The following is a 1,318-nucleotide window of genomic DNA, read 5'->3' on the forward strand; positions in this document are numbered from 1 at the left end:
GTTGCGGTTACTGGGTGGTGATGTTGAGTCGTCGGTAGCTGGTGAGGTTGGGGGTTCCGTTGTCGGTGACTTCGAGGACGATGTCGATCTGGGTGCCGTGTGTGCTGGGGAGGGTGAGGGTGGTGGTGGGGCTGGTGCTGTTGGTGATGGTGAGTCCGGCTGTGGTGGGGTACTGGTACCACTTGTAGGTCAGGGTGTTGCCGTCGGGGTCGGTGGTGCCGGCGGCGGTGAGGTTGATGGTGGAGCCGGCGGCGGCGTTGAGGGTGAGGACTTGCTGGGTGCTGTCGCCGTTGAGGTGGACGGTGGGGTTGTGGTTGGCCTGGTTGTAGGGCTTGACGGCCCAGTTCATGCGGTTGGCGAAGTCCCAGTTGCGGGCGGATTCCCAGCGGGAGATGGAGGAGGCGCCTTCGGAGGCGCAGTTCCAGCGGTTGCCGGATCCCTGGAAGCGGCCGCCCCAGCTGCCGAGTGCGGGGTTGGCGGGGTCGCTGAGGCCCTGGGTTCCGTTGAGGAGGTAGAGGAAGTCGGGGCTGTCGCCTTCGTAGACGCCCTGGTCGTTGTAGGTCCAGTGGGACAGGGGGTAGTCCGCGCCCAGGGCTCCGTGGCCGGTGGTGATGTTGGTCTTGAGCCAGGTGCCGTTGAAGGGGCCGGTGTTGGCCATGCCGGTGAAGCAGTTGTTGCTGATGACGAACAGGCCGGGGAAGGTGTCGCGCATCCAGGCGGCGCTGCCGTCCTGGTCGGCGATGAAGTACGCGCGGACCTTGGACACGAAGGTGGCCAGGGCTGCGGCGCTGCGGGTGTTCTGGACCTTCCACAGGGCCTGGCCGAGTTCGCGGGGGCCGCCGCCGCTGACGAACCACACCGGGGTGGTGGCGTTGTCGACGACGCTGATGATGTAGTCCGAGGCCTCGCTGTCCTTGCCGGCCCCGAGGATGGTGCTGGCGGACTGGCCCCAGGTGCCGTCGCGTCCCTGCTTGGTGACCGCGCGCAGGGAGTCGGGCGTGGGGTAGTTCGCGTCGTGGAGCTTGAGGTTGGGATAGACCTGGGCGTAGGCGTTGATCACATCCAGGATGTTCTGCTTGTTCGCGTAGTTCGCGAACGTCCCCGACGATGCGATCAGGCCGTCGACGTGGAAGTCGTCGGCGTAGGCCAGGAACCGGACCAGGGTCTGCACGTCGTCCAGGTCCGACTTCATGTTCGCCGCACCGGCCTCACCGCCGGGGATGCCGTTCACCGGCGGCATATCGGTCGACAAGATGATGTGCGGCCGGTCACCCCCACTCCCAGACGGCGGAGGCGTCGTCGGAGGCGTGGTGGGCGG

Annotated in this window: 1 protein-coding gene; it reads right to left on the reverse strand. The window is 66.8% G+C overall.

Annotated elements, in window-relative coordinates:
• Positions 1-7 precede the first annotated feature (7 nt).
• The gene (locus tag JT723_RS34615) at positions 8-1,240 is read right to left on the reverse strand and encodes a DUF1593 domain-containing protein (protein ID WP_205048875.1); all 1,233 of its coding nucleotides are present in this window, start codon (positions 1,238-1,240) and stop codon (positions 8-10) included.
• Positions 1,241-1,318 lie beyond the last annotated feature (78 nt).

The sequence above is a fragment of the Actinacidiphila bryophytorum genome (assembly GCF_016916835.1).
Classification (GTDB): Bacteria; Actinomycetota; Actinomycetes; order Streptomycetales; family Streptomycetaceae; genus Actinacidiphila; species Actinacidiphila bryophytorum.

Excerpts from the sequence above, each read along its gene's own strand:
- JT723_RS34615 (WP_205048875.1), bottom strand. The coding sequence starts at position 1,240 with ATGCCGCCGGTGAACGGCATCCCCGGCGGTGAGGCCGGTGCGGCGAAC.